This window comes from Nocardia sp. CDC153 (assembly GCF_035818515.1).
In the GTDB taxonomy this organism is placed as follows: domain Bacteria; phylum Actinomycetota; class Actinomycetes; order Mycobacteriales; family Mycobacteriaceae; genus Nocardia.
Window position 1 is genome coordinate 310,182 of the sequence record NZ_JAYKYU010000005.1, and the last position, 24,735, is coordinate 334,916.

General features: G+C 69.1%; 20 protein-coding genes. 14 read left to right on the forward strand and 6 right to left on the reverse strand.

Annotated features, from left to right (window positions below; translation table 11 throughout):
* The first annotated feature begins 233 nt into the window (after window positions 1-233).
* Window positions 234-1,682, forward strand: a complete 1,449-nt coding sequence (locus VMT65_RS28125; protein WP_326311504.1) for a lipase maturation factor family protein — start codon at window positions 234-236, stop codon at window positions 1,680-1,682.
* A gap of 6 nt (window positions 1,683-1,688) precedes the next feature.
* A complete protein-coding gene (locus VMT65_RS28130; protein WP_326311505.1) occupies window positions 1,689-2,444 on the forward strand; it encodes a hypothetical protein in 756 nt (251 codons plus the stop codon).
* A gap of 4 nt (window positions 2,445-2,448) precedes the next feature.
* On the opposite strand, the gene VMT65_RS28135 is transcribed toward VMT65_RS28130, so the two are convergent.
* Window positions 2,449-4,713 (reverse strand): phosphocholine-specific phospholipase C, encoded by a 2,265-nt coding sequence (locus VMT65_RS28135; protein ID WP_326311506.1) that lies wholly within the window; start codon window positions 4,711-4,713, stop codon window positions 2,449-2,451.
* A gap of 153 nt (window positions 4,714-4,866) precedes the next feature.
* Between VMT65_RS28135 and VMT65_RS28140 the strand changes: the two genes are divergently transcribed.
* The 3 genes from VMT65_RS28140 to efeB all read left to right on the forward strand — a co-directional run bounded on the left by VMT65_RS28140 (window position 4,867) and on the right by efeB (window position 8,767).
* Window positions 4,867-5,376, forward strand: coding sequence for a GtrA family protein (locus tag VMT65_RS28140; RefSeq protein ID WP_326311507.1), 510 nt, complete (start codon window positions 4,867-4,869; stop codon window positions 5,374-5,376).
* A 64-nt stretch (window positions 5,377-5,440) separates the two neighbouring features.
* Complete coding sequence (efeU, locus tag VMT65_RS28145; RefSeq protein WP_326311508.1) at window positions 5,441-7,516, forward strand: iron uptake transporter permease EfeU; 2,076 nt, start codon at window positions 5,441-5,443, stop codon at window positions 7,514-7,516.
* 18 nt (window positions 7,517-7,534) lie between these two features.
* Entirely contained in the window at window positions 7,535-8,767 is a 1,233-nt protein-coding gene (gene efeB, locus VMT65_RS28150) for an iron uptake transporter deferrochelatase/peroxidase subunit (protein ID WP_326311509.1), read from the forward strand.
* Here efeB and VMT65_RS28155 read toward each other — a convergent pair.
* The 4 genes from VMT65_RS28155 to VMT65_RS28170 all read right to left on the reverse strand — a co-directional run bounded on the left by VMT65_RS28155 (window position 8,724) and on the right by VMT65_RS28170 (window position 12,923).
* Window positions 8,724-9,758, reverse strand: a complete 1,035-nt coding sequence (locus tag VMT65_RS28155) for a lactonase family protein (RefSeq protein ID WP_326311510.1) — start codon at window positions 9,756-9,758, stop codon at window positions 8,724-8,726. The two genes, efeB and VMT65_RS28155, sit on opposite strands and share 44 nt — an antisense overlap.
* Window positions 9,755-11,140, reverse strand: a complete 1,386-nt coding sequence (locus VMT65_RS28160; protein ID WP_326311511.1) for a sugar porter family MFS transporter — start codon at window positions 11,138-11,140, stop codon at window positions 9,755-9,757. Before VMT65_RS28160 ends, VMT65_RS28155 begins: the two co-directional genes overlap by 4 nt.
* Window positions 11,141-11,276: 136 nt before the next feature.
* Window positions 11,277-12,080, reverse strand: coding sequence for an NAD-dependent epimerase/dehydratase family protein (locus tag VMT65_RS28165; protein WP_326311512.1), 804 nt, complete (start codon window positions 12,078-12,080; stop codon window positions 11,277-11,279).
* Between the two features lie 18 nt (window positions 12,081-12,098).
* Entirely contained in the window at window positions 12,099-12,923 is an 825-nt protein-coding gene (locus VMT65_RS28170; RefSeq protein WP_326311513.1) for an IclR family transcriptional regulator, read from the reverse strand.
* A 215-nt stretch (window positions 12,924-13,138) separates the two neighbouring features.
* Between VMT65_RS28170 and VMT65_RS28175 the strand changes: the two genes are divergently transcribed.
* From VMT65_RS28175 to VMT65_RS28195, 5 genes are read left to right on the forward strand one after another with little or no spacing between them, the layout of a single operon-like run.
* Entirely contained in the window at window positions 13,139-14,017 is an 879-nt protein-coding gene (locus tag VMT65_RS28175; protein WP_326311514.1) for a LysR family transcriptional regulator, read from the forward strand.
* 16 nt (window positions 14,018-14,033) lie between these two features.
* A complete protein-coding gene (gene kdgD / locus VMT65_RS28180; protein WP_326311515.1) occupies window positions 14,034-14,948 on the forward strand; it encodes a 5-dehydro-4-deoxyglucarate dehydratase in 915 nt (304 codons plus the stop codon).
* 10 nt (window positions 14,949-14,958) lie between these two features.
* Entirely contained in the window at window positions 14,959-16,104 is a 1,146-nt protein-coding gene (locus tag VMT65_RS28185; RefSeq protein ID WP_326311516.1) for an L-talarate/galactarate dehydratase, read from the forward strand.
* An 18-nt stretch (window positions 16,105-16,122) separates the two neighbouring features.
* Window positions 16,123-17,601, forward strand: coding sequence for an aldehyde dehydrogenase (NADP(+)) (locus VMT65_RS28190; protein ID WP_326311517.1), 1,479 nt, complete (start codon window positions 16,123-16,125; stop codon window positions 17,599-17,601).
* A complete protein-coding gene (locus tag VMT65_RS28195; RefSeq protein ID WP_326311518.1) occupies window positions 17,598-18,866 on the forward strand; it encodes a glucarate dehydratase family protein in 1,269 nt (422 codons plus the stop codon). The genes VMT65_RS28190 and VMT65_RS28195 overlap by 4 nt, the downstream gene beginning before the upstream one ends.
* Here VMT65_RS28195 and VMT65_RS28200 read toward each other — a convergent pair.
* Window positions 18,847-20,244, reverse strand: coding sequence for an FAD-dependent oxidoreductase (locus tag VMT65_RS28200; RefSeq protein ID WP_326311519.1), 1,398 nt, complete (start codon window positions 20,242-20,244; stop codon window positions 18,847-18,849). The two genes, VMT65_RS28195 and VMT65_RS28200, sit on opposite strands and share 20 nt — an antisense overlap.
* 597 nt (window positions 20,245-20,841) lie before the next feature.
* Between VMT65_RS28200 and VMT65_RS28205 the strand changes: the two genes are divergently transcribed.
* From VMT65_RS28205 to VMT65_RS28220, 4 genes are read left to right on the forward strand one after another with little or no spacing between them, the layout of a single operon-like run.
* A complete protein-coding gene (locus VMT65_RS28205) occupies window positions 20,842-23,385 on the forward strand; it encodes a sensor histidine kinase (RefSeq protein WP_326311902.1) in 2,544 nt (847 codons plus the stop codon).
* Complete coding sequence (locus VMT65_RS28210) at window positions 23,382-23,807, forward strand: roadblock/LC7 domain-containing protein (RefSeq protein WP_442789961.1); 426 nt, start codon at window positions 23,382-23,384, stop codon at window positions 23,805-23,807. The genes VMT65_RS28205 and VMT65_RS28210 overlap by 4 nt, the downstream gene beginning before the upstream one ends.
* Window positions 23,804-24,160 (forward strand): DUF742 domain-containing protein, encoded by a 357-nt coding sequence (locus tag VMT65_RS28215; protein WP_326311520.1) that lies wholly within the window; start codon window positions 23,804-23,806, stop codon window positions 24,158-24,160. The genes VMT65_RS28210 and VMT65_RS28215 overlap by 4 nt, the downstream gene beginning before the upstream one ends.
* Window positions 24,141-24,725, forward strand: coding sequence for a GTP-binding protein (locus VMT65_RS28220; protein ID WP_326311904.1), 585 nt, complete (start codon window positions 24,141-24,143; stop codon window positions 24,723-24,725). Before VMT65_RS28215 ends, VMT65_RS28220 begins: the two co-directional genes overlap by 20 nt.
* Window positions 24,726-24,735: the final 10 nt, after the last annotated feature.

The window sequence follows — 24,735 nt, forward strand, 5'->3', positions numbered from 1 at the left end:
AGTCCTCCCTATCACGACGCTGTCTTAGGAAGAGGCCCCGATGAGTTCCGAAATCCTGTCGCTCGGTTCGTCCGCGCTGAATCTCGCGGGCACGGTCACCGGCATTGTCGCGAACGTGGTCGGCATCATCAGAGCGTTCATTCCGATCTGATCGATCCGAACCGGTACCCATACCCGGCCCGAAAAACGGGTATCCGAGTCGAGATGACACAGACCGGCCCGGGAGGCGCGGGATGGAGTGGTTCATCGCACCGGAGTACTGGTTCGCCCGACAGGTGATCGAGCGCGGGGTCGCCGCGATCTATGTGATCGCGTTCGTCGCGGCGGCCCGGCAGTTCAGGGCGCTCCTCGGGGAGCACGGTATGACGCCGGTGCCGAGCTATCTGGCGCGGCGGCCGTTTCGGTTGTCCCCGAGCCTGTTTCACCTGTACTACTCCGACCGGTTCTTCGCGTCGGTGGCGTGGTCCGGCGCGCTGGTGTCGGCCGCGCTGGCGGGTGGTGTCGCGGATCTGCTGCCGCTGTGGGCGGCCATGGGCGGCTGGCTGCTGGTGTGGGCGCTGTACCTGTCGATCGTCAATGTCGGCCAGGTCTGGTACTCGTTCGGCTGGGAGTCGCTGCTGCTCGAGGCCGGGTTCCTGGCGGTCTTCCTCGGCAATGACCGGGTGGCCCCGCCGGTGCTGGTGGTGTGGCTGGCGCGATGGCTGGTGTTCCGGGTGGAGTTCGGGGCCGGACTGATCAAGCTGCGCGGCGATCGGTGCTGGCGGGATCTGACCTGCCTGTTCTACCACCACGAGACCCAGCCCATGCCGGGGCCGCTGAGCTGGTTCTTCCATCATCTGCCCCGGCCCCTGCATCGAATCGAGGTGGCGGCCAACCACTTCGCGCAATTGGTGGTGCCGTTCGGGTTGTTCGCCCCGCAGCCGGTGGCGAGCGTGGCGGCGGCGATCGTGATCGTCACGCAGCTGTGGCTGGTGCTGTCGGGCAATTTCGCCTGGCTGAACTGGTTGACGATCGTCCTGGCATGGTCCGCGGTCTCGAATTCGACTGTGGCGAAGATGCTTCCGATTCCCGACGCACCGGAGTTTCCGGCCTCGCTGCTCTGGTTCACGGTGCTGGTGTTCGTCTTCGCGGGCGGCACGGTGGCGCTGAGTTATCTACCGGTGCGCAATATGCTGTCGAGTCATCAGCGGATGAATCAGTCCTACAACCCTTTTCACCTCATCAACACCTTCGGTGCCTTCGGCAGCATCGACCGCACCCGCTACGAGGTGGTCGTCGAGGGCACCTCCGACCCCGAGCTCACCGCGCACACCCGCTGGCGCGAGTACGAGTTCAAGGGTAAACCCGGTGACCCGCAACGGCTTCCACGCCAGTGGGCCCCCTACCATCTGCGCCTGGACTGGCTGATGTGGTTCGCGGCCCATTCGCCGACCTACGCCCGGCCCTGGTTCGGTCCCTTCCTGGAGCGCCTGCTGCGCAACGACCGCGCCACCCTGCGACTGCTGGGCCGCAATCCCTTCCCGGACGCGCCGCCCCGCTTCGTGCGCGCCCGCCTCTACGAGTACCGCTTCACCACCGTCCACGAATGGCGCGAGACCCGCGCCTGGTGGGTGCGCAGCGTGGTGGGTGACTATGTGCCACCGATTTCTCCGGGGCGCGCATCCCTCGCGCGGCGGACATAATGCGGCATGGGATTTTTTCGTCCGCGCGCTCCGGTGGACGAGCTGGAACGCATCTGGATCGAGGAGATGCTGCGCTGGTGCGCGGCGCAATTCGGACCGCGCACCTTGCGCACGCCGGTGATCCTCCCGACGGACGACTATTTTCCCGGGGCCTACAGCGGAACCGAATCCCAGGTGCGGGCGGTGGTCGAGCGGGTGGCCGGGTACATGGGGGTGGGCCGGGATCGCTTTGTGGTGGAGTTCGATTCGGCGACCGACGCGATTCCCCCGGACCTGCCCGCCTTCCTGCACGCGCCCAGCCACGGCGAGGCGGGGCACTATCGCCTCGAGCACGGGCGCGCGGTGGTGTCGCTCGAGCTGTCCCGCATGCGGTCACCGGTCACCCTGGTGGCGACCGTCGCCCACGAACTCGCACACGAGCGGCTGCTGGGGGAGCGGCGCATCGACGCCGAGCGACGTGACGGGGAACAGCTCACCGATCTGGCGACCGTGTATCTGGGTCTCGGGGTCTTCAATGCCAATGCGGCGTTCCAGTTCTCGCAGAACCACCGCGGGTGGGGTTGGCAGCGCCTGGGGTACCTGTCGCAGCCGATGTACGGGTACGCGCTGGCCTGCTGGACGGTCATGCGCGGGGACTCGAAACCGACGTGGGCACACCACCTCGACACGAATCCCCGCGTCTACATGAAACAGTCCCTCAAATACCTGCGCGCCAACCCCGACGCGCTACCCGAATGGCATGCCGCCGCCTTCGGGTCCTGATCGGCTACCCGGTGCTGCTGGGGCTGCCGTTCTCCAGGTGACCGGCGAAGTGCCTGCGCCAGCCGGAGTTTCCGGAGACGGTGAGGGTCAGGTCGTACCAGCCCTCGTCGAGCGGTGCCGGGAAGTCGTGCGTGGCTCCGGCATTGATGGTCGTCTTGGATCCGCCCACCTCGATCGTCACCGCCGCCGAACCGGTATTGCATACCGTCACAACGAAAGTGGGGCGATCGGGACTGCCGCCCACCGCCGCCGTCGCGCCGATGCCCGCGGTGTCGGCCCCGCCCGTCGCCTCGACCAGAAAACCGTTGGGCGTGTGCACCGCGAAGTCGTACGCGCCGCCGAGCTGAAATCGCTCCTGCGCGGTGCCGCCGGGATACACGACCGTCTGGCGCACCGAATTATCGTGGTAAGCATAGGTTTGGAACGGCATGGCGACCGTGCCCTGATTGCCGAAGCGGACCGTCGCGCCGCCCGCGGCCGCCTCCACCCACGCGACCGGCTGATACGGCAGTGCGCGCGCCTTGGCCCGCCCGCCGTCCTGCACCGGCATCTGCTGCCCGGCCGGTGACGGCGGGGTCGCCTTGGGCAGATTCTTCTGTCCGGCCGCCCGGGCCCGCTCGGCATTCGCGTCGGGCAGGGTCGGAATGCTGGTGTCGCGCTTGCCGAAATCGAAACAGCTGGTCAGATCGCCGCACACGGCCCGCCGCCAGGCGGAGATATTGGGCTCGGCCACACCGGTCCACTGCTCGAGGAACTGCAGCACCGAGGTGTGGTCGAACACTTGGGAATTCACCCAGCCGCCCCGGCTCCACGGCGAGATCACCAGCATCGGCACCCGCGGCCCCAACCCGATCGGGGCCTGACCGCCCAGCAGCGCGCCCGCCCGGCCGATGAGGGTGTCCATGACGGCCGAACCGGAACCCGAGCCCGACCCCAGACCCAGTGTCGCCGACCCCGAATTCAAGTCGCTGCCGGTGATTTCCAGCGCGGCCAGCATCTCGTCGGGGGTGCCGGGCGGCGCGGTGGGCGGCACCACGTGATCGAAGAAGCCGTCGTTCTCGTCGTAGTTGACCAGCAGGACGGTGGACTCCCACAGTCTCGGGTTGTCCCACAACGCCGTCAGCACCCGCTGCAGGTACGCGGCACCGTCGGCCGGACGGAAGGCCGGATGCTCGGAGTACCCGGCGGGCGCGACCACCCACGACACCTGGGGCAGCTTGTTGGCGGCGCAGTCGGAAATGAACTGCTGCAGAACGTAATCCACATTGGTGCCGTCGGTTCCGGCGGGCGCGGGCGTCATGCCCGTGGTGGTCACATTGGCGCGGTCGGCCAGCTGCCGAATCGCCGGATCGGACGATTTCGCGGCATCGTGATAGGCCTGGAACAGCCACAGCGGATTGTCACCGAAGTCGGCCAGGAAGTCACCGCCGCTGTGATTGTCGGCGTACACCTGCCACGAAATCCCCGCCTGCTGTAGGCGTTCGGGATAGGTGGTCCAGCGATACACGGGCCGATAGTCGGGCGGATTGCTGACCGCGGGCCCGCCCAGGCTCCCGCGCGGATCGATGGTGCCGGTCCAGTGGAACAGCCGATTCGGTGTCGTCGGACCCTGGATCGAGCAGAAGTAGTGGTCGCAGACGGTGAAAGCCGCGGCCAGCGCGCGGTGGAACGGGATATCGGCCTCGGTGAAGTAGCCCATCGTCATCTTGGACTTCGACGCGATCCACGAGTGGTAGGCCCCGTCGGCCCACGCCAGATGCGTGGTGTTCCAGTCGTGCGCCAGATCGCCGAGATCCTGGCCGTCCACCCGCGTGGTGTCCACATGCCACGGCAGCAGAAATCCGGTGCTGCTGAAGGCATCCGGCTGATGGAACGCGTCCCGTGCCCCGCCGCCGCTCCCGCTGTCCGCCGATCCGCTGGCGCTGCCGGTCCCCGCCGACCCGCTCGCCAGATCGGTGCCGATACCCGCACCCGCCGCGGTGTCCATGGCCAGCTGCAGCACCGGGTCGTACCCGCCCGAGGGCAGTCGCACCGCCCGCTTGTCCCCGAAACCCCGTACCCCGCTCATGGTTCCGAAGTAGTGATCGAAGGACCGGTTCTCCTGCATGAGAATCACCACGTGCTCGATCTGCCCGAGCGTGCCCGCGCGCCGAGGTTCCGCCAGGGCCTCCGCCATGCCCTCCGGCAGCCCGGCCACCCCGGCCGCGCCCGCCGCCAGCATCGAACCCAGCACGGTCCGCCGATTCGTTTCGGCGAATCTTGGCCTCATCACTTGCTCTCCGATCGGTCACCTGTTCCCAGCACTCTCGGCGCGAGAGACGCTACCGCCAGCTCCACCGATCCGACGGGGGGAAATTCGGCCGCGGTCTGGAGTTGGTTCGGTGATCATCTGGGGGCCATCTGACGATGCGACGGTGATCGGGTGGCAGCTGATCGCGCGGCAGCGCAGACGATTGCGCGACCCGGCCGGGCCGTCCGGTGGTTTCACCGGGCGTGCGAGGCGGTGGTCGCGGCGCTGCCGTTCGGGCTCGGACGATTCGTCGCGCCGACCTTCGTGGGATATCTGGCGGTGAGCGGGTTCACCTTCGCGACGGATCTGTTGGTGCTCACCGCCCTGCATGGGTGGCTCGGGGCGGCCCTGCCGCTCGCGGTGACCGTGGCCTACTGCGCGGCGTTCGCGCTGAGCTACGTGCTGAACCGGACGCTGAACTTCGCCTCGCATGCCGCGGTCGGGCCGCAGGTCGCGGTGTATGTCGTGGTGGTCGCGGTGAACTATCTGGTGTTCATCCTGGGCGTGACCAGTGTGGTCGCGGCGCTGGGCCTGGACTATCGACTCGCTCGCATTCTGGGCGGACTCGGCGAGGGCCTGTTCATGTACGCCTCGATGCGGCTACTGGTTTTCACACCGCGGAGATCCCGGGACCAGCGCTGACAGGTCACCGAGAGTTCGACGGGCCGGACTGGACCATGAAATAGGTATGGCTTACCTTTGGCCCGTGAGCGTTGCCGAGGCTGTGCCCAATCTACTGATCTGCCTGCGGGAGGGACTCGAGGCGGGTCTGGTGGTGACCATTCTGCTGGCCGCCGTGCGGCGGCTGGCGACACCCGAGCGGCCGGTCTCGACGACTCCGGTGTGGCTGGGCGTGCTCGGGGCGGTGTCGGTGGCGGGGAGTTTCGCCGCCGTGCTGACCTATTCGACGGCCGCGCTGACCAGCTCGGCGCGGGCCGCGGTCGCGGGTGTGCTGAGCGTGCTGGCGGTCGCCCTGGTCACCGCCATGATCTTCTGGATGCGGCGCACCGGGGCCTCGCTGTCGGGCCAGCTGCGGGGCGAGGTGGCGCGGGCCGCCGGGCTCGGCGCGGGCGTGCTCGCGGTGACGGCTTTCCTGGCGGTCGGGCGTGAGGGGCTCGAGACCACGCTGTTCGTGTGGACCGCCATCAAGGCGGCCGGATCCACGGCCGCGCCGCTGGTGGGTGCGGCGCTCGGGCTGCTGATCGCCTTCGCGCTGTGCTGGTTGCTGTTCCGGCAGTCGGTGCGGTTGAACCTCGGCGTCTTCTTCAATCGAACCGCCGTGCTGCTCATCGTGATCGCGGCCGGGGTGCTCGCCTACGGTCTCGGCGATCTGCAGGAGGCGGGCTGGCTGCCCGGCGCGCGGTGGATCGCGTTCGACCTGACCGCGCACATCGATCCGAACTCTTGGTGGGTGTCGATCATCACCGGCGTCACCAATCTGTCGCCCAAGATGACGGTGCTTCAGGTCGTCGCGTGGATCGCCTACCTGGCCACCGTGATTCCGCTCTTCCTCCGCGCGGGCCGCACCGCGCCGACCGAAGCCACGAAGACCGAACCCGCGAAGGCGGCCTCGGAAGACGAACCGCATCACCCGGATTGGTGGGAGCGCATTGCCGGTCCGCGCCCGGTGCTGGTCGGCGCGACCCTGGTGCTGGTGCCCGTGCTGGCGGCCGCCGCCGCCATCGCGCTGCTGCCCGCGGCCGATTCCGGTGCCGCCCGGAAGGTCACCGTGACCGCCGATCACTGTGCGCCGGAATGGACCTCGGCCACGACGGGCACCCAGACCGTCTCGGTCCACAATTCCTCCGGCAAGTCCGGCGAAATCGATCTGGTCGACGCCGACGGCGCGATCGCCGGTGAGATCGAGAATATCGGTCCCGGCACCACCGCCGAGCTGACCGCGACCCTGAATCCGGGCAGCTACACCATCATCTGCCTGATGTCGGGCAGTCCCGCGCTGTCTTCGCCGCGCGCGCAGGCCACCGGCCCGCAGACCGACGCGCCCCAGGCCTTCAAACCCATTCGCACCAGCGATCTGCGCGGCCCCAACGACGCCTACCAGAGCTATGTGCGGCAGGTGCTGCCCCGGCTCACCGCGGCCGTCGACGCGGTCGGGCGGGATCTGCGGGCGCGCAATATCCCGGCCGCGCAGGCCGATTGGCTGCTCGCGCAGCAGGAGTGGGAGCGGGTCGGGGCGTCCTACAACAGCTTCGGCGATGCCGGGACCGCCGTGGACGGACTGCCCGGCGGCCTGCCGGAGGGCGTGAACGATCCGAGCTTCACCGGTTTGCACCGCTTGGAATATGGCCTCTGGCATGGCCAGTCGCCGGAGCAGCTGCTGCCGGTGATCGACAAGCTCGGCACCGATATCGCCGCCATCGGGGACAACCTGACCAGCACCGATATCGCGGGCAATCCCACCACCCTGCCGATTCGCGCCCACGAGATCCTGGAAGACGCGCTGCGCGACCACCTTTCGGGGCTCGACGATCAGGGCGCGGGCGCGGCGTATCCGATGACGCTGGCCGATGTGGAGGTCACCCGCGCCGTGCTGGATCAGCTCGGCGCGCTGCTCGACACCCGCGATCCGAAACTGCGCCCCGAGCTGACCGCCAAGCTCGACACGCTGCGCACGGCCCTGCTCGCCACCCAGGACAACGGCCGCTGGCGTGCCCCCGCCCAGACGCCGCACGCCGCCCGGCAGGCCGTGCTGGCCGCGATCGGCGGCGCGCTGGAATCGCTGGATCGTGTGCCGCGCCTGCTGGAAACCCGAGCGAACTGACCCGAAGGACCCATACCGATGACTGTCAGCCGCCGCCGCTTCCTCTCCGGTGCCGCCGTGGGCGCCGCCGGAACCGCCCTGACCGCGGGCGTCCTCGTCGAGGGCGCGCGCGTGGATGCCGCCGCCGCGGGCGGGCACGCCACGCCCGCACCGGTTTTCCCGTTCCACGGCGAGCATCAGTCGGGCATCCTGACGCCCGCGCCCGCCGACAAGCAGAGCGCGTCCTGCTTCGCGGCCTTCGATGTGACCGCCGCGAATCGCGCGGAGCTCACCGAGCTCATGAAGACGCTCACCGGCCGCGCCCGGGTGCTCACCGCGGGCGGCCCGGCACCGGACCTGGGTGTGGGCGAGCCGCCCGCCGACAGCGCGGTGCTGGGGCCCGACATTCCCGCCGACGGTCTCACCGTGACCACCGGGGTCGGCGCGAGCCTGTTCGATCAGCGCTTCGGGTTGGCCGACCGCAAGCCCGCCCACCTCACGCCCATGCGGACCTTCCCCGACGATTCACCCGATCCGGCCTGGATGCACGGTGATCTGCTGATCCAGCTGTGCGCGCACAATCCCGACACCGTGCACCACGCGATTCGCGACATCACCCGCCACACCCGGGGCGCACTCCAATTGCGGTGGAAGATCCAGGGTTACAACTCGCCGTCGCGTCCGTCGGGGACCGGTCGCAATCTGCTCGGCTTCAAGGACGGCACCGCGAACCCGGTCGGTTCCTCGGCCTCGGAACTGATCTGGGTGGACAGCGCCGACGAGCCCGCGTGGACCAAGGGCGGCACCTACCAGGTGGTCCGGCTGATTCGCATGCTCGTCGAATTCTGGGACCGCGTCTCGATCGCCGAGCAGGAGAACATGTTCGGCCGCCGCCGCGAATCCGGCGCGCCCCTGGACGGCAACAAGGAAACCGACACTCCCAACTACGCCGCCGATCCGGACGCCACCGTCACCCCCGCCAACGCCCATATCCGCCTGGCCAACCCGCGCACGCCCGAGACCGCGAACCAGCAGTTGCTGCGCCGCTCCTACAACTACGACCTGGGCATCGACCCCAATGGCAATATGTCCGCGGGTCACATCTTCACCTGCTTCCAGCAGGACATCCAGCGCCAGTTCGAGACCATTCAAACCCGTTTGGCCGGTGAGCCTTTGACCGACTACGTCCAGCCGTTCGGCGGCGGGTACTTCTTCACGCTGCCCGGGGTCAGGGATGCCGGGGACTGGTATGCCCGCGGCCTGTTGAGCTGACGATCTGCACCCAGTTGGGGTCGCGGCCCACCGGATAACGGGCGAGGGTCGTCAGTGCCCCCGTCCCCGGGGCGATGGCGTGCACGGTGAGGCTGTCGGACTCCTGACCGGCCGCCACCAGGTAGCGGCCGGTCGGGTCGATGTCGAAGCCGCGCGGGCAGGTTTCGGTGGCGGTGTGGCCGAGGGGATGCAGTGCGCCGGAGTCGGAGTCGATGGCGAATCCGGCGAGGGTGCTCGAACGACGTTCGGAGACATACAGATAGCGGCCGTCGGGTGTGCAGCGCAGTTCGGAGGTCCACGGCTCCGGGTAGCCGTGGGGAATGACGGTATAGGTGTCGATCGCGGTGAGATCACCGGTGTCGTTATCGAATTCGAAGGCACTGACAGTGCCGTCGAGTTCATTGCTGACGTAGGCGAACCCCCCGCTCGGGTGGAACAGCAGATGTCGTGGTCCCGCACCGGGTTTGGTGCGGATGGACGCGCCGGGCTCCGGGGTGAGCAGGCCGCCCTCGGCGTCGAAGCGGTATCGCAGGATCACATCGCCGCCGAGCGCCGTCGCGAAGACGAACCGATTGGTGGGATCGGCGACGATCGAATGCGCGTGCGGCGGTGTGGATTGCACGGCAACCGATTCGGCGGCGCGGCCATCGGCGCGCAGAGCGCTGACCGAGACGACATTGCCGGTGTAGGAGGCCGCGAGCAGGTACCGACCGCCGCGGTCGACCGAGAGATAGGCCATATTGTCCGGCAGCGGCACCGTCGCCAGCTCCGTCAATTCCCCTGTCCCGGCATCGATGTCGAAGCAAGCCACGGAATACGGCACCGAGCGCAGCGAGGCGTACAGGCGGTGACCGCCGGGCGCGACGGCCAGCGGCATGACCGCGCCGCGGACCGGGATCGTCCGCGGCGGTCGCAGGGTGCCGTCCGGGTCGAGCCGGAGTGCGGAGATCTCCGCACTACCGGCGTTGGACACGTAGACCGTGGTGGTCACGCGGCGGCTCCCGGCACCCGCGCCCGCAGGTCCAGTTCGATCTGTTCCAGGCTGCGGCCCTTGGTCTCCGGCACGAACCGGCGCACCAGGACGAACAGCACCACGCTCACCGCGGCGAAGATCCAGGCCGAATACGCCAGTCCCAGATGATCGTTCATGACCGGGAACAGGAAGGTGATGGTGAAGGTGGCCGCCCACAGCACGGTGCTGGCGGTGCCCATGCCCACGCCGCGCACCCGCAGCGGGAAGATCTCGGCCATCATGACCCAGACCACCGCACCCCAGCCGAGCTCGTAACCGACCCAGTAGAGATTTAGCAGGACCAGCGCCACAATGCCGGTTCCGGTGCCCTTGTCCATGCCGAGTACGGCCGCGCCCAACAGGAACAGCGCCAGCGCCATGAGCACATTGCCGATGAGCAGCAACGGTTTCCGGCCCCACTTGTCCACCACCAGGAACACCCAGGCCGTGAAGATGACCTTCACCGTGCCCATGATGATGGAGGCGAGCAGCGAGTTCGAGCTCGTGAGTCCCAGATCCTTGAACATGATGGGCGCGTACAGGTTCACCGCGTTGGTGCCCGCGAACTGCTGGCCGACGGCGAGGATGAGGGCCACGACGAGCGCCGGTCTGGCCCAGGGCGCCACCAGATCTCGGAATCGACCCTGCTGGGCGGCGTCGAGCCGGATCACCTCGCGAATGCTGTCGAGTTCGGCCTCGATATCGTCCTCGCGGTGGGTCTGCTCGAGCACGACGCGGGCCTGTTCGTCGCGTCCGGCCTTGACCAGCCAGCGCGGGGTCTCCGGCATGCCGATCAGGCCGAAGAACAGGATCACCGCCGGGACCGCCGCCAGCGCGAACATGAGCCGCCAGTTCTGCGCCCCCGACAGCGCCCAGTCGATGATGTAGGCGATCAGGATGCCGGACACGATCATCAGCTGATTCAGGGTGGACAGCGCGCCGCGCACCCGGGTGGGCGCGAGTTCGGACAGATAGGTCGGGACCGTCGCCGACGAGCAGCCCACCGCGATGCCGGTAATGAACCGGGCCACCACCAGCACGCCGAAACTCGGTGCGACGGTACAGCCGAGCACGCCGACGGTGAAGACCGCGGCCGCCACCATGATCGACCGGCGGCGACCCCAGCGGTCGGTGATGCGGCCCGCGCAGGCCGCGCCGAGGATGGCCCCGGCCGCCAGGCAGCCGCCCACCACGCCCTGCGCGACCGAGCCGAGGTGCCAGAGCGGCTTGATGAACAACAGGACCCCGGAGATGACGCCGAGGTCGTATCCGAACAGGATGCCGCCGAGCGCGCCGAAGAAGTAGAGATACGAAACGCTGATTCGCCTCGGCCGGGCGAGCGCCGTTGCCGACTGCTGCATGAGGGTGCTTCCTTCACTGCCAAACAAGTGTGCTCAGGGTCACATGCCCGTAGGGTGAAGGCAATACGCATTCTGATTCAAATTCGGTATCACGCAATGCATTCACATATCTGAACGCCGAGCGGACGAAGTGAGATCAGAGTGGATTGGCGAGACCGAGCGGAGTGGTGCAGAAAGCGCCCCCGATGAACTCGCCGACGTCGCCGGAGGTCACGTCGTCGGCGAATTCCTCGGCGTCGTCGCGGCTTTCGTAGCCGATTTCCCGTGCTTCGCGCAGCGACACGATCGAGCGGGTGTTGTTCGAGACACCCCAGACGATGCGGTAGCCGGGTTTGCCCGTGGCCAAGCAGGATTCGAGCAGGCGGGCGCAGTCGTCGGGGGAGAGCCAGAGCGAGAGTTGGCGGGTGTCGGCGGGGCGCTCGAAGCAGCTGCCGATCCGCAGGCAGGTCACGTCCATGCCGAAGCGGGAGTGGTACAGGCTCCCCAGTGCCTCGATCGCGGCCTTGCTGACACCGTAATAGGTGTCGGGCCGGGGACTGCTGTCGCCGGGCAGCCCGTCCGGGCCCGCCTCGCCGATGCGGCGAAAGCCGACGGCGTGATTGCTCGAGGCCAGCACCACGCGCGAAACCCCCGCCGCGCGTGCGGCTTCCAGCACGGTATGGGTGCCGTCGATATTGATCTCGAGCAGCCGTGCCCAGCTGTCCTCGCGGCTGAGACCGCCGAGGTGGACGATCGCGTCGACCCCGTGGCAGGCGGCGGCCATGGCGTCGGGATCGGTGACGGACGCGGTGACGAGCTCGACCCGCTCACCGGGCGCCGCCGGTTCCAGGGGTGCGACATCGAGCAGTCGCAGCACGCGCCCGGCGCGGGCGAGCCTGGGCCGCATGAGTTTTCCGACGACACCGGCCGCGCCGGTCAGCAGAACGCGTTGATCGGACATGGTGGGACTCCTCGTGGATCAGCGGATACCGGCGCGGCGCAGGGTGCGCGCGAGTTCGGCGGCGGCCTGCGCCAACAGCGCCCCGATGCGGTGTTGTTCGCCCTCGGTCACCCGGTCCAGCGGCATGGAGCAGCTGAACGCGTCGGTGGCCGGAATGCGGTAGGGGACGGCGGCGGCCACGCAGGCCACCCCGGCGGTGCCCTCCTCGCGCTCGGTGGCGTAGCCGCGGGTGCGGACCACCTCCAGCTCGGCGCGCAGCCGGTCGCGGTCGGTGACGGTGTGGGCGGTGAGCGCGCCCAGGCGCGGCGGCAGCAGCCCGGTCAGCTCCTCGTCGGCCAGCTCGGCCAGCAGTGCCTTGCCCAGGGCGGTGGCGTGCGCGGGCAGGGCGCGGCCCACCCGCGAGACCAGGTGGGCCGAGCTGCGGGACTCTCGGGTCTCCAGATAGACCACCTCGGTGCCGGCCAGCCGGGCGTAGTGCGTGGTGAAACCGGTGTCGTCACGCAGTCTTTCGAGCAGGGCGGTCGCGTGCGGCATGGCCGGATCGCGGTCGAGGTAGGCGGTGCCGCAGACGAGGGCGCGCACGCCCAGCCGGAAGCGGGTGCCGGTCTCGTCGGCGTCGATCCATCCGGCATCGCGCAGGGTGCGCAGCAGGGCGTGCAGGCTGGAGCGGGGAAAGCCGGTGGCCTCGTGCATCTCGGCGAGCGAGAGCCAGGATCGATTGGCCGCGAACACCTCCAGCAGGGTGATGGTGCGGCGCGCGGATTTCACCCCGGCCGCGTCGGTCTCGGGTCCGCGGTTCGAGTCCGGTGCGGCGGGCTGATCGGTCCGGCCGGGGCGGGGCATGGCTCTCCTTCGATAGGAATGAGTGCGAGGCTAGTTCGCTTCGAGGCTGTTCTCAATCGCGAATTCCTCCCTATAGTCAAAGGAATTCACATATGTGAACTCGAAATCGATACCGCTTCAGCATCACCCGATGCTCGATTGATGTTGGACCGGTATCACCGATCTCACCTAGCCTCCAGGGGAGGCGATCGGGCGAACCGAGGAGGGCCACCGCCATGTTGTCCCTGGAACAGGTGCACGGCTTCGTCGTGGTCGCCGAGGAGGGCAGCTTCCGCCGGGCGGCCGAACGCCTGCGCATGACCCAGCCCCCGCTCAGCCGCCAGATCCAGAAACTGGAACGCGATGTCGGCGTGCAACTGCTGGACCGCACGCAGCGGCAGGTCGAGCTGACCCCGGCGGGCGCGGTGTTCCTCGCCGAGGCCCGCCGGCTGCTGGCCCTCGCCGACGCCGCCCCGGGCACCGCGCGCCTGGTGGCCGCCGGACACACCGGTACCGTGCGGATCGGGTTCACCGCCACGGCCGGATTCGGTTTCCTGGGACCGTTTCTCAATCGGATCTCGCACGCGCTCCCGACCGTGGAGCTCTCGCTCGGCGAGGCCGTGAGCGCGCGCCAATTCGAGGAATTGGCCAGCGGCAAACTGGATCTCGGACTGTGCCGCCCGCCCTTCGACCGCACCGAATTCGACGGTGTGCTCGTGCACCGGGATCCGCTGGTGCTGGCCGTCCCGCAGGGGCATCGGCTGCCCGACCGGGCCGTCGCCGTCGACCAGCTCGAGGGTGAGCGGTTGCTGGTGTACGCGCCCGGTCCGGCCCGCTACTTCGCCGAACTCATGGCGCGGGTGCTGTCGGGGGTGTCGCACGACGTCGGCGATCGGGTCACCCAGGTGCACACCATGCTCGCGCTGGTGGCCGCGGGACGCGGGGTGGCCCTGGTGCCCGAGACGGCCAGCCACCTGCACCCCGAGGGCGTGCGCTACCTGGCGCTGACGGGTGTGCGCGAACGGGCCGAGCTGTACGCGGTATGGCGCGGGCATCCGGCCAATCCGGCCCTGCGCCGCGTCGTCGACCTGCTGGAGACCTGGCACGACGCCTGATTCGAGGAGGAAAACCATGTCATCGATATCCGCCGAGGAACTCGGCGCGGTGCTGGGCCGGGGACTGCTGTCGTTCCCCGTCACCCATTTCGACGCCGACCTCGCCTTCGACGAGCCCGCCTATCGCGAGCACATCGGTTGGCTGGCCCAGTACGACGTGGCCGGACTGTTCGCGGCGGGCGGCACCGGGGAGGGCTTCTCGCTGACCTCGGCCGAGATCGACCGGGTGCTGCGGGCCGCGGTGGCCGAGACCGCGGGCCGGGTGCCGGTGATCGCGCCCGCCACCGCGGGCACCGCCGTGGCGGTGGAACAGGCCCGGGCGGCGGAATCCGCCGGGGCGCAAGGGATTCTGCTGCTGCCGCCGTATTTGACCGAGGCCGGGCCGGACGGGCTGGTCGAGCATGTGGCGGCGGTGTGCGCGGCCACCTCGCTCGGCGTGATCTTCTACAGCCGCGCCAATGCCGCCTGCGACGATGTGACCGTGGCGCGCATGGCCGAGCGGTGCCCGAACCTCGTGGGCTTCAAGGACGGCGTCGGCAATATCGAGACGATGACCCGCATCTACGCGCGACTGGGCGACCGGCTCACCTATATCGGCGGGCTGCCCACCGCGGAGACCTTCGCCCTGCCGTACACCGAAATGGGCGTCACCACATACTCTTCGGCCATTTTCAATTTCGCGCCGGAGTTCGCGCTGGCGTTCTACAAGGCCGTGCGGGCGCACGATCGCGAGGAGGTGTATCGCAGGCTGCGCTCGTTCGTGCTGCCGTATCTGGACATTCGCGATCGCGCGCCCGGATACGCGGTGTCCATCGTCAAGGCCGGCCTGCGGGCGGCGGGGCGACCCTCCAGCCGGGTCCGGCCGCCGCTGACGGATCTGACCGAATCCGAACTGGCGGAACTCATCTCGCTCGTCACGACCATTGTGTGAGGGATCGACCGTGCAACACACGAATACCGACACCGCGATTCTGGACCGCATCACCGCGATCGAGATCTCCTCGGTGGTGGTGCCATTGCCCACCGGCATCAGCGACGCCAAGGTGCTGACCGGCCGTCAGCGACCCATGACCGAGGTGGCGGTGATATTCGCCGAGATCGGCACCGAGGCGGGCCTGACCGGCATCGGCCTGGGCTACTCCAAACGCGCCGGGGGACCGGCCCTGTTCGCGCACGCCCGCGAACTCGCCCCGGAACTGCTGGGCGAGGACCCCAGCGATATCGGCAGGCTCTGGAACAAGCTCATGTGGGCCGGGGCGTCGGTGGGGCGCGGCGGGCTCGCGGCCCAGGCGATCGCGGCCTTCGATATCGCGCTCTGGGATCTGAAGGCCAAGCGGGCCGGGCTGCCGCTGGCGAAACTGCTGGGCGCGTACCGGGATTCGGTGCGTTGCTACAACACCACGGGCGGCTTCCTGCATCTGCCCATCGAGGAGGTGTTGGAGCGCGCGGCGCGATCACTGGCCGACGGCCTCGGCGGAATCAAGATCAAGGTCGGGCATCCGGACCACGCCGTCGATCTGGCGCGGGTCGCCGCCGTGCGCGAGAAGATCGGTGACCTCGTACCGCTCATGGTGGACGCCAATCAGCAGTGGGATCGGAGCACGGCGCGGCAGATGTGCCGGGCCCTCGAGCCGCTGGGGCTGGAATGGATCGAAGAGCCCCTGGACGCCCACGATTACACCGGTCACGCCCGGCTGGCCGCCGACTTCGACACCCCGATCGCGACCGGCGAGATGCTCACCAGCGTGGCCGAGCACGCCGAACTGATCAGGGCCGGAGTCGATATCGTGCAGCCGGACGCGCCCCGGGTCGGCGGCATCACCCGATTCCTGGAGATCGCGGCGCTGGCCGAGCGCGAACATCTCACGCTCGCACCGCATTTCGCCATGGAGGTGCACGTGCACCTGGCGGCCGCCCACCCGAGCGAGCCGTGGGTGGAGCACTTCGAATGGCTCGAGCCGCTCTTCGACGAGCGCCTCGACATCCGGGACGGGCGCATGCACCTGTCGGCGCGGCCCGGGCTGGGCGTGACGATCAGCGAGCAGGCCCGCGCCTGGACCGTCGACCGCCATCGCATCCGACTCTGACAACCGGTGGAGGACACCATGATCGACGAGACAACCGACGGCGAGATCGACCGCGTCATCGCCGCCGCGGCGGCGGCCGCGCAACCGCTGGCCGCCACCACGCCCGGGCAGCGGGCGAGCTGGCTGCACACCGCCGCCGATGCGCTGGACAAGGCCGCCGAGGACCTGATTCCGGTGGCGGCGCGCGAAACCCAGCTGCCCGCACAGCCGCGCCTGCGTTCGGAGCTGGTGCGCACCGTCTTTCAGCTGCGGCTGTTCGCCCGGGTGCTCGAGGACGGCGAATTCCTCGACGCCGCCCTCGATCACGCCGATCCGAACTGGCCCATGGGCCCGCGACCGGATATTCGGCGCGCCATGGTGCCGATGGGGCCGGTGCTGGTCTTCGCCGCCGGCAACTTCCCCTTCGCGCTCAGCGTGGCCGGACACGACACCGCCGCGGCCCTGGCGGCGGGCTGTCCGGTCGTGGTGAAGGCGCATCCCGGGCATCCAGAACTGTCGGCGCGGACTCGGGATGTGCTGGTCGAGGCCTTGGCGCGGGCCGGTGCACCGGCCGGAACATTCGACATGATCACCGGTGTGCGGGCCGGGGTGACGGCGCTGCGGCATCCCGCCCTCGCAGCGGCCTCGTTCACCGGGTCGGCGGCGGGTGGGCGGGCGCTGTTCGATATCGCCAACGCGCGACCCCGGCCCATTCCGTTCTACGGGGAGTTGGGCAGCGTGAACCCGGTCCTGGTGACCGCGGGCGCGGTGCGCGAGCGGGGCCGTGCGATCGCCGAGGGATTCGTCGGCTCGTTCACCCTGGGCGCGGGACAGTTCTGCACCAAGCCCGGGCTGCTGCTGCTCCCGGCGGGCCACGGTCTCGACGCCGTGCTGCGCGGGTCCGTGGAATCCGTTTCGCCGCAGGCGATGCTCAACGATCGCATTGCCGACGGCTATCTCGCGGGCGTGCGGCGACTGCGCGAAAACTCCGCCGTCACAGTGCTTTCCGCGCCGGGTCCGGGCGACGATCCATTCCGTCCCACCCTGCTGAAGGTGGCGGCCGCCGACTTCACCCGCGCCGCCGAGGAATTGGGCGGCGAATGCTTCGGGCCGACCTCGCTGATCATCGAATACGACGGCGAGGCCGAACTGCGGGCGGTGCTGGACGCCCTCGAACCCGGCCTCACCGCCACCGTGCACGCCGAGGACGCCGAGATCGACCGGGTGCGCACGCTGCTCCCGACGCTGACCCGCCTGGCGGGCCGTCTGCTCTGGAACGGCTGGCCGACCGGCATCACCCTGTCCTGGGCACAACAGCACGGTGGCCCCTATCCCGCCACCACCGCACCGGGTTTCACCTCCATGGGCACGGCCGCCATCGCGCGGTTCCTGCGCCCGGTCGCCTGGCAGGGGTTCCCCGACGCGCTGCTGCCGCCCGCGCTGCGCGAGGACAACCCGTGGGCATTGCCGCGACGCGTGGACGGCATCCGCGTCGCCGGACGGGAGACCGATCGATGAGCATCGAATTCCCCCGCATCACCGAGGTTCGGCTGACCCCGATCCTGATCGCCGACCCGCCGCTGCTCAATCGGTCCGGCGTCCATCAGCCGTATACGCCCCGACTGATCGTGGAGGTGGAGACCGACGGCGGTGTCACGGGACTGGGCGAAACGTACGGCGACACGGTGTATCTCGACCGGGCGCGGGACCTGTCCCGGGATCTGATCGGCAGGTCGATCGGCGCGGTCAACACCATCACCGGCATCGGCCGATCCGCGAGCGCCCTGCTCGACGCCGAACCCGCGGCCAGCGGACTGCGCGGCGCGCTCACCACCGACAAAGTGCGACTGAGCGTGCTGTCCGCCTTCGAGGTGGCCGTCTTCGACGCCTTGGGACGGCATGTGGGTGTCCCGGTGCACACCTTGCTGGGCGGCAAGGTGCGCGACGCCGTCGACTATTCCGGCTACCTGTTCTACAAGTGGGCCGAGCATCCGCTCGCCGAGGCCGAGCCCGACGACTGGGGTGCGGCGCTGGACCCGGACGGTGTGGTGCGTCAGGCCCGGAAGTTCCTCGCCCACGGCGGCTTCGGCTCGCTCAAGCTCAAGGGCGGGGTCATGCCGCCCGAGGAGGAGATCGCCGCGGTCCGGGCGTTGGCCGCCGAATTCCCGGGCGTGCCACTGCGCCTGGACCCGAACGGGGCGTGGTCGTTGGAGACCTCGGTGCGGGTCGCCGAGCAACTGGGCGATCTGCTCGAGTACCTCGAGGATCCCACCACCGCCCTCGACGATCTGGCCGAGCTGCATCGACGCACCGGAATCCCCTTGGCCACCAATATGGTCGTGACCGCGCTGGACGAGGTGAAGCCCGCCTTCGACCGCGACGCCGTCCAGATCGTGCTGTCCGATCACCACTACTGGGGCGGCCTGCAGGCCACCCGGGACCTGGCCGCGGTCTGCCGGGCCTACGCCAAAGGCATGTCCATGCACTCCAATACCCACCTCGGCATCAGCCTGGCCGCCATGACCCACGTCGCCGCCACCGTCGCGGAGCTCGGCTACGCCTGTGACACCCACTACCCCTGGCAGTCCGAGGACGTCCTCACCGAACGCCTCACCTTCCGCGACGGGGCCGTGACCGTCCCCGAAACGCCAGGGCTGGGTGTGGATCTGGACCGCGAGGCCCTGACCCGATTCCACGAGCGGTGGAAGGCGATGCCGCACTATCACGTCCGCGACGATGTGGCGGCCATGCGGCGCGCGGGAATCAAGGCTTCAGCACCGTGAGGATCCGGTGGTCGGGGTCGATGGTCCGGCGCAGGGCGGCCAGGCGCGGATAGTTGTGGGCGTAATAGCGGGTGAGGGGATCGCCGGGTTCGAGGTAGTTCACGTACGCGCCCGCCGAGACGGGCGAGACGAGGCTGTGCGCGGCCCAGACCCAGGCCGCGGCGGTGTCGTGCGGGATCGGTTGGTAGGCGCCCCATTCGACCAGGGCGGCATGCTCGCGCCAGGGGAAGGCGCTGGCGGTGGGCGCGGTGTCGCGGATGGCGCCGTCGAGGGGGTTGATTTGGACCCAGCCGGTGCCGCCCGCCCGCGAGAAGGCGGTGAGGGCCTCGACAATGCGGTCGATGGCGTCGGAGGTGAGGTCGGCGACCACGTCGGAGCCATTGGTGAAACTCGCCCGGGGCGTGGTGGAGCCGCCGCCCGCCAGCAGGGTGACGGTGTCCATATGACTCAGGGTGCAACGCTCGACGGTCAGCGGGGCCGAGCCGATGGCGTCGGTCAACGCGGCGGCGGCCGCAGCGCCGTTTCCAGCCGGGCAAACCACCTGCATCCAGCAGTCGAGTGCGCCGTTGCCGTCGGCGTCGACACTGACGTCGGCCCACTGCTCCCGGTCGGCGGACGCCAGCCAGCGCGACCACCCGGCGATCACCCGGGCGGCTTGATCTCCCGGAAATGTCAGTCGCACAACATCTTTGGGAGTCGCCGGGATGGTGTCGTAGGTCAGTGAGGTGACGATGCCGAACAGCGGCCCGCCGCCGCGCAGCGCCCAGAACAGATCGGGCCGCGAGGTCGGCGAGACCTCGACGGCGGTGCCGTCGGGCAGGACCAGGGTGGCCGCGGCGAGCCGATCGCAGGTGAGACCGTACGCGCGGGATTCGAAGCCGAGGCCGCCGCCCAAGGTCAGACCGGAGATGCCGACATCGGGGCACATGCCGGTCGGAATGGTCAACTCGAAGCCGTCCAGGTTCCGGTAGACCTCGTACAACGTATGACCGGGTCCCACGATCGCCTGTCCGCCATCGACATTCACCCCGGTGAGCTGCCGCACGTCGATGATCATGGCACCGGTCGCCGTCGAGACCCCGGCGTAGGAGTGGCCGCCGGATCGCGCCGCGACCGGGAGGTGATATTCGGCCGCGAACGCCATGGCCGCGGCCACATCGGCGGTGGTCGCGACTTGCACTATGGCAGCGGGTGTTTCGCCGTCGAACCGGGTGTTGAAGACCTGCTTCGCCGCCGGGTAATCGGCGTCGCCGACACAGCACACCCGCCCCGCGATGCGCCGCTCCAACTTGCTCCAATTCGGTTTCGCCACACCGGGACCGGAGGAAATGGCGACCGGATCGGCGGCCGAACCACCGGCCAATCCCCATCCGGCCACCGCGATTCCCAGTGCACCGCAAAGAAAGCGGCCGCGCGTGAAGCGAGCGCTCCCCGCGAGCGGACCGGAGCTCGTATCGCGCACGTGCCCTCCAGGCTGGTGAGCTGGCCGGAAACCCATGGTGGGCACATTGTGCCGAGGCCGCCGGGGCGCGGCGCGAGTTCGGGCAACACCTAAGGCAACTCACAGGCAACCGTGACCGAACTGTCCGCGAGTCTCCTCTTGGCGGAAGATGTCGGTCGAATCCGCGCCCCGGGCGGGCATTGTCGGGCGATAAGCCTCAGCGTGATTCCATTGCGCTGACCGTTCGTCTGTTGCTAACCTGCGCGCCATCTCACAATGGCAGGGTTGCCCGGTTGGCCCGGTCGTCCTACCATTCTCCCGCGGTCCCGCTCGGTGGGATGGAAAAAACTGTCGGGCAATAGGATTCGAGATTCCGCGTGGACCCCGCGAGCTCGGTCTAGAGTTTGGCTCGATCATGCGGAGGAGTTGCGGTTAGTGCGTTCAGGTCTACGGGGCTTTATCTCTGGGGGGATCCTGCGGCCGCGGACAATTCGTGGACAGCTGTCTCGAATCCTGGCCTTCGCCTTGATTTTGGTGGTCATTCTGCTGGCCGCGACCGTCGATCGCGCCTTCGCGGATTACAGCGAGTCCGAGAACACCTCGCGGGCGGTGACATTGGCCCTGCGGGTGCAGGACCTCACCGACCAGATCCAACGCGAGCTCGGTCTCAGCAATGGCCTGCTCGGCGGTGACACCGGCGAGCAGCAGCGGCTCAAGGCCCAGCGGTCCAGCGTCGACGCGACCCTGGCGGCCGTCAAGACCGCCGCCGACTCCGACGCCCCGGGCGCGGATCAGGTGCGCGCCGCCCTGGGACAGCTGAACCTGCTGGCCAACACCAGGACCCAGATCGACACCCACCGGATCAGCCGACCCGTGGTGCTCCAGTTCTACAACGACGCCCTGGCCTCGCTGAACCGCCTGGCGCTGGGCCTGGACCAGGCCTCCGACCCGGATCTGCAGCGCGGCCTGCAGGCGTTCTACGCGCTGGGCGCGGCCAAGGAGCAGTTCGACAAGGAGCGCGGCTTCCTCAACGGCGTCTTCGTCGCGGGCCGCTTCTCCGGCGGCGAATACGGCCAGTTCATGGAGATTCGCGCCGCCAAACAGGATGCGCTGCAGCTGTTCTCGCGGCTGGCCGGCAAGAACCGCCAAGGCGACCTGGACGAGGCGATGCGCGGCGACAATGCCGTCGCGGCCGATCAGGCCGAGAGCGTGGCGCTGGCGTCGGGCGACGGCCCGCTGGTCCGCCCGGTCGACGCGGCGAACTGGTGGTCGCGCATGACCGGCCTGATCGAGGGGCAGCGCACCGTCCAGCAGGCCGTCGGCAATGACATTCAGGCCCGCGCCAATTCGCTGCGCAATACCGCGCAGACCCGCCTGATCGCCTTCCTGGTCGGTGTCGCGATCGCCGCCGTGGCCATGATCGCGCTGGTGCTCACCTCGGTGCGAGATCTGGTGCGGCCCTTGGCGGCCCTGGCCGGGGAGGCCGACGATGTGGCGTCGCGGCGATTGCCGCAGGTCATCGACGCCTGGTCGCATGTGGAGGACACCCCGCCGGACGCGCCGGAGCCGGTGCGCACCCCGCCGGGGGCCAGCACCGAGATCGCCGCCGTGGCAAGCGCTCTGGACCGCGTGCAGACCACCGCCTTCGAACTCGCCTCGCAGCAGGCGCTGGTGCGCCGCAATACCACCGAGTCCATGGGCAACCTGGCGCGGCGCAATCAGAACCTGGTCCGCCGCCAGCTCGCGCTGATCAGCGAGTTCGAGCGCGAGGAACTCGACCCGCAGGGTCTGGCCAATCTGTTCGAGCTCGACCATCTGGCCACCCGCATGCGCCGCAATGCCGAAAGCCTGCTGGTGCTGGTCGGGGAGGGCACCCCGCGCGGCCTTGGCGAGCCGATCGGCCTGATCGACGTGATTCGCGCGGGCATGTCCGAGGTCGACGACTACCGGCGCGTGGTGCTGCGCCGGGTCGAGGACGTGCTCATCGTCGGCTCGGCGGCCAGCGAGCTGTCGCACATGCTGGCCGAGCTGATCGAGAACGGATTGGCCTATTCGCCACCGGATCTCGAGGTCGAGGTCTACGGCCGGATGTCGCCGCAGGGCTATCTGCTCGCGGTGCTCGACAATGGCGTGGGCATGTCGCCCGAGCAGCTGGCGCAGTCCAATGCCAAGCTGCGCGGCGAACAGGACTTCATCGTCGCCTCGACCCGCTACCTGGGCCACTACGTGGTCGGTCGCCTGGCCCAGCGGCTGGGCATCAGCGTGGAACTGCAGGCGTCTCCGGTCAACGGCATTGTCGCCCGCCTCACCCTGCCCCCGGAATTGCTTGCCACCGAGCAGGATCAGCACCGCACCACGGTCCAGGCGCTGCTCCCGGCGGAGACGGTGGAACCGAAGTGGGGCGCGGACTCCGAGGCCGCGCGCGCCACGACACCGACGGCCCGACACGCCGCGCCGGCGCATCCGACAGCCCTGCCCGCCGCACCCGCGCGCACGCCCGTGGAGCCCGCGTATCGGCCTGTCGGGCACGCGGATCCGCACCGGACCACGTGGCAGCCGACCGCACCCACCGAGTCGGCGGCCATGCCCGTCGGCGCGAGTCCACCCGTCGATCCGCCCGAGGGTCCGAGACCGCCCGAGGGTCCGAGAGCGACGGAGCGCCCGAGACCGACCGGCGAATACGCCATGACGACCGGCGAATTCAGGGCGCTGATCGGTGACTACGAGCCGACGGGTGGTTTCGCAGCCCACCCGTCCGCCCCGGAACCGCAGGCGACACCGCAGCCATCCGAGCCCGGGTCGCTCACCACGCGCAATGGTTTGACCAGGCGCAACAAGCGGTCTCGCGGCGAGCAGTCGCCGGCGCGGCACGCGGCCCCACGGCCCGAGCCCGCGGACGCGCCGGACCCCGTGCCCTACACCGATAGGTCCCCGGCGGAGACACGCAGCATGCTGGCGTCCTTCCGGGCCGGGCACGAGCGGGGCGCGACGACCCCGCAAACCAACGATATCTATACGCGCGCAGGCGATTCGGCGTCGACCGCCGCGTCCGTGCCGACCGCAGAGGAGATCTGGTGACTGTCCTGCCGAGCACCGAGCCGCATGCCTTCAGCTGGATGCTGGCGAATTTCGTTCGAAATACCGCGGGGGTGCGCGATGCGGTCGCGGTGTCCTCGGACGGTCTGCTCATCGCCATGTCCGAGGGCCTCGATCGCGCCGCGGCCGATCGCCTCGCGGCCATGGTGTCGGGTCTGACGGGCATTGCCCGCAGCGCCTCGCGCAGTTATTCCTTCGAGGGCCTCAAGCTGATCATGATCGAGATGAAGCGGGGCTTCCTGCTGGTCACCGCCATGGGGACCGGCAGCTGCCTCGGGGTCATCGCCGACGGCCGCTGCGATGTGGGCCTGGTCGGCTACGAGATGTCGGCGCTGGCCGAACGCGCCGGCGCCCTGCTGGATCCGGCCCTGATCGCCGAATTGCGAGAGGGTCTACGCAGATGAGGGACTACGACCCGGGCGAGAGTGCCGCCAACCGGCGCGATTTCGTCCGCCCCTTCATTGTCACCGGCGGTCGCACCACCCCGATGGTCGACGGTCTGCGCATCGAAACCCTGGTGCAGGCACCGCCGTCGGCGTTGTCCGCGCCGCTGCAGCTCGAGCAGCGCACGGTCGTGCGGCTGTGCCAGCAGCCGCGCTCGATCGCCGAAATCGCCGCCGAACTGCATGTTCCGGTCGGCGTCGCCAAGGTCGTGGTGAGTGATCTCGCCGCCGCCAACTACGTGACCGTGCGCGAATCCACGGAACTGTCCATCGCCGCGATCGAGAGGATCAGGGATCTTGTCCGGGCACTCTGAGTTGCGCCCACCGAGTCTGCCGTCCTCGGTGAAGGTCGTTGTGAGCGGCGGATTCGGGGTCGGCAAGACGACCTTCATCGGCGCGATCTCCGAGATCGAACCGCTGGTCACCGAGGCCGCCATGACCGAGGCCGGGATGAATGTCGACGATGCCGGGCGGCGTGCGGACAAGACCCAGACCACGGTGGCGCTCGACTTCGGTCGCATCACCCTGGATCAGTCGGTCATCCTCTACCTGTTCGGCACGCCCGGGCAGGAGCGGTTCGTGTTCCTGTGGGACGACCTGGTCGACGGCGCGCTCGGCGCGGTGATCGTGGTGGACACCAGCCGGATCGACGACTGCTTTCCGGTGCTCGACTACTTCGAGGAGACCGGCACGCCGTTCGTGGTCGTGGTCAACCGCTTCGAGCACGAGCAGCACTTCGATCTGGACGAGGTGCGCGAGGCGCTCGAGCTCGAGCCCGGCATCCCGCTGGTGGAATGCGATGCGCGCAGCCGGGAATCGGTGAAGAACGTCCTCGTGGCCCTGCTCGAGCAGGTGCTGACCCTGTACGTCGCGGCGTGAAGGAGATCCG